Below are 3682 nucleotides of genomic sequence, written 5' to 3'. Positions count from 1 at the left end.
CCTGCGGATACAGATCCGACGGCGCGTTCATGGACGTAGCACCACCGCGGGCGTGCGTCGTCCTGCAGTGGCGCGGCGACGGGGTGATCCGTTTCCTCGTAGTGGGCTTTGGCGTGCTGGTTGGGTGAATCGTCCGAGCATGCCACCCAGCCGCAGGACAGGCACAACCACAGCTCGACCCAACCGTCCCCATGCTCGCGGCACTCTAGACAGACCGTGGAGAGTGGCTCGACGCCCGTGGCGGCGGCAACGTGCCCGCAGCGGCGCAGGTCACCGAGGCCTGCCCCGTGGAGGATAGCTCGTGGCATCATGCTCCTCGCTGCCGTGCCCCATGCCATCTGGCGCCGGCTAGCCAACTCTCGCTCGGCCGTGCGCGAAACGGCCAACACATGGAGCGTTCATCACCGGAGATGATGAGCGGTACCTCGTTCCGCCGCGGAACCTGGACTCATCGCGGATCGATGTGGTCGAGGCCGTGGTCGGGGAACACCGCGCGACGGGTCGCTGCGATCGCGCGATCCACCGGATCGTCGGGGTCGCCCTCACCGGCGTCCCAGGCGTAGTACGTCGGTTCGGTGCCGTCGGTGAGGAGCTTCGGTCCCTCGCGTCCGGTACGTCCGTGGACGAACTGCAGCCAGCCGTCGGGGGTCGCCGTGCCGGGGTCGAGCGGGCTACCGGTGATCTCGGCGAGCAGGTGGGTCCACGACCGGGGTACGACCTGCACAATCTCGTAGCCGCCGCCGCCGATCGACCCAGCGGCCGCCGGCGACCTCGTGCGCCAGCTGGTGCAGCACCGCGTAGCTGTGCCGGTGCGCATCGACGGTGAGGTTGAGCTGGGCCAACGGATCGAGGCGATGGGTGTCGCATCCGAGTTGGGTGACGAGGATCTGCGGCTCGAAGGCCCGCACGAGCGGCGGCACGACAGCATGGAACGCGCGCAGCCAGCCGGCGTCGCCGGTACCCGGCGGTAACGCGACGTTGACCGCGGCACCTTCCGCGGCGCCGTGGCCGGACTCCTCCGGGAAACCGGTGCCCGGGAATGCTGTGTAGCCGCTCTCGTGCAGGCTGATCGTCAGAACTCGGGGGTCGCCGTAGAACGCCGCCTCCACGCCGTCACCGTGGTGGGCGTCCACGTCGACGTAGGCCACCCGCTGTACACCGTCGGCCAGTAGCCAGGCGATGGCGACCGCGGCATCGTTGTATACGCAGAACCCGGATGCCCTCGACGGCATCGCGTGGTGGAGACCGCCGGCGAGGTTGACGGCGTGCTGCGCCCCGCTGCTGCGGACCGCCCGGGCGGCGTCCACCGTGCCGCCGGTAACGAGAGCCGACGCCTCGTGCATCCGGGCGAAGATCGGGTTGTCCTCGCCGCCCAACCCGAACGTGTGGTACAGCTGGGCGGACTGGCGCCGCGGCGCGCCGCGAACCGCGGCGACATAGGCCGGGTCGTGGATGAGCTGGAGCACGTTGTCGGAAGCCGGCCGCGGTGCTGTGATGCGGGTGTGGCGTCCGGCGAACACGTCGAGGTCGCGGGCCAGGGCCATGGTGAACTCGAGGCGGCCCGGAGCCATCGGGTGACTGGCTCCGAGGTCGTAGTTCAGCAGCTCCTCGCTCCATACGAGAAGGGCCGACCCGCTCATGAGATCGCCTCACCGCCTCCCGCTACGACGTGGCCTTTCCGCGGGCGGCGGCTCTCTCCTGAAGCTGGTGGAGAACCGACGGGTCGCCCAGCGTCGTGACGTCACCCAGCTCACGTCCGTCGGCGATATCCCGCAGTAGCCGGCGCATGATCTTGCCGGAGCGGGTCTTCGGCAGGTCCTCGGCCCAGATGATCGACTTCGGACGGGCCAGCTTGCCGATCCGCACGCCGACGTACTCCCGGATCTCGGCGGCCACCTGGTCATCACCCCGCAGGTCCGCGTTCAACGTCACGAAGGCGACGATGGCCTGACCGGTCAACTGGTCGGTCTCGGCGACCACGGCCGCCTCGGCGACCTTCTCGTGGGCGACGATCGCGGACTCGACCTCCGCGGTGGACAACCGGTGGCCCGACACGTTGATGACGTCGTCGGTCCGTCCGATGATCCAGAAGTATCCGTCGCTGTCGCGCCGGGCCGCGTCACCGACCATGTAGGTGCGCGGTCCGAACCGGCCGAAGTACGTCGAGACGTAGCGCTCGTCGTCGCCGTAGAGCGTGCGCAGCATCCCCGGCCAAGGCCGGGTGAGGACCAGCAACCCGGTTCCGTCGGCCAGTTCGTTGCCGTCCTGGTCGACCAGCGCCGCCGAGACGCCAGGCAACGGAAGGGTGGCCGAACCGGGCTTGGTCGGCGTCAGCCCGGGCAGCGGCGCGATCATGATGTGCCCGGTCTCGGTCTGCCACCAGGTGTCGACGACCGGGCACTGCTGGCGGCCGATCACCGCGTAGAACCAGAGCCAGGCCTTCGGGTTGATCGGTTCGCCGACCGACCCGAGCAGGCGCAGCGACGACAGGTCATGCCTGTTCGGGTACTCGACACCCCACTTCATAAAGACCCGGATGGCGGTCGGCGCGGTGTAGAGGATCGTGACGCCGTAGCGCTCGATGATCTCCCACCAGACGTCCTTGCTCGGGTAGTCCGGGGCGCCTTCGAACATCACGCTGGTGCAGCCGTTCGCGAGCGGCCCGTACACGATGTAGGAGTGCCCGGTGACCCAGCCGACGTCGGCCGTGCACCAGAACACGTCGGAGTCCGGCCGGAGGTCGAAGACGTCGCGGTGGGTGGCCGCAACTCCGGTCAGGTATCCGCCGGTGGTGTGCAGGATGCCCTTCGGCTTCGCCGTTGAGCCCGACGAGTACAGGATGAACAGCGGATGCTCGGCCGGCAGCGGATCGGCCGGGCAGACCGGCTCGCTGCGCGCGAGCAGGTCGTCGTAGAAGACGTCCCGGCCGTCGTGCATCGGGCAGTCGGCGCCAGTGTGGCGGACCACCACGATCGAGCGGAGCTCGGTCAGGCCGGACATGACCCGATCGACCTCGCGCTTGATGGGCGCCGTCCTGCCCTTGCGCCGGGCGCCGTCGACGGTGATGAGCGCCTTCGCGTGCGACACCTCCATCCGCTCCCGCACCGACTCCGGGGCGAAGCCGCCGAAGACCACGTTGTGCGGAGCACCGATCCGGGCACAGGCGAGCATCGCGACGACGACCTCGGGAATCATCGGAAGGAAGATCCCGACCACGTCCCCCCTGTCGACTCCGAGATCCTTCAGGCCATTGGCCAGCCGCTGCACGTCGCGGTGCAGATCCGCGTATGTGATCGCGCGCTCCTCGCCCTCCTCGCCACGCCAGTGATAGGCGACCCGGTCGCCGAGCCCGGCCTCGATATGCCGATCCAGACAGTTGTAGGAGACGTTGAGGGTTCCATCGCCGAACCAGGTGAAGAACGGTGGGTCGGAATCGTCCAGAACGGTCGTGAACGGCCGGTCCCAGTGCAGTTGGCGGGCCTGTTCGGCCCAGTAGCCCTCCGGGTCGCGCGCAGCCACCTCGTACACACCGGGGTCCCGCACGCGCGCCCGGGCGCGGAACTCCGCCGGAGGCTCGAACTTCTCGACCTTCTGCAGATCGTCGAGGAGCCGATCGAGTTCTGCTGTGCTCTGCACGAGCTTGGCGTTGTCAGTCATCACTCGCTCCTGGGAAGAAGCCCGG

Annotated in this window: 2 protein-coding genes and 1 pseudogene; all 3 read right to left on the bottom strand. The window is 68.8% G+C overall.

Going from position 1 to position 3682, the window contains the following annotated elements:
• The coding region (locus JWR81_RS34450) for a UBP-type zinc finger domain-containing protein (RefSeq protein WP_367278814.1) at positions 1-308 on the bottom strand (308 nt) is incomplete at its 3' end.
• A gap of 140 nt (positions 309-448) precedes the next feature.
• Positions 449-1640 (bottom strand): annotated as a pseudogene (locus JWR81_RS20710) (acetoin utilization protein AcuC).
• Positions 1641-1662: 22 nt separating this feature from the next.
• The gene (acs, locus tag JWR81_RS20705) at positions 1663-3657 is read right to left on the bottom strand and encodes an acetate--CoA ligase (protein WP_297655389.1); all 1995 of its coding nucleotides are present in this window, start codon (positions 3655-3657) and stop codon (positions 1663-1665) included.
• Positions 3658-3682 lie beyond the last annotated feature (25 nt).

Source organism: Pseudonocardia sp., assembly GCF_025965585.1.
Classification (GTDB): domain Bacteria; phylum Actinomycetota; class Actinomycetes; order Mycobacteriales; family Pseudonocardiaceae; genus Pseudonocardia.
This window is presented reverse-complemented; position numbering and strand designations above follow the sequence as displayed.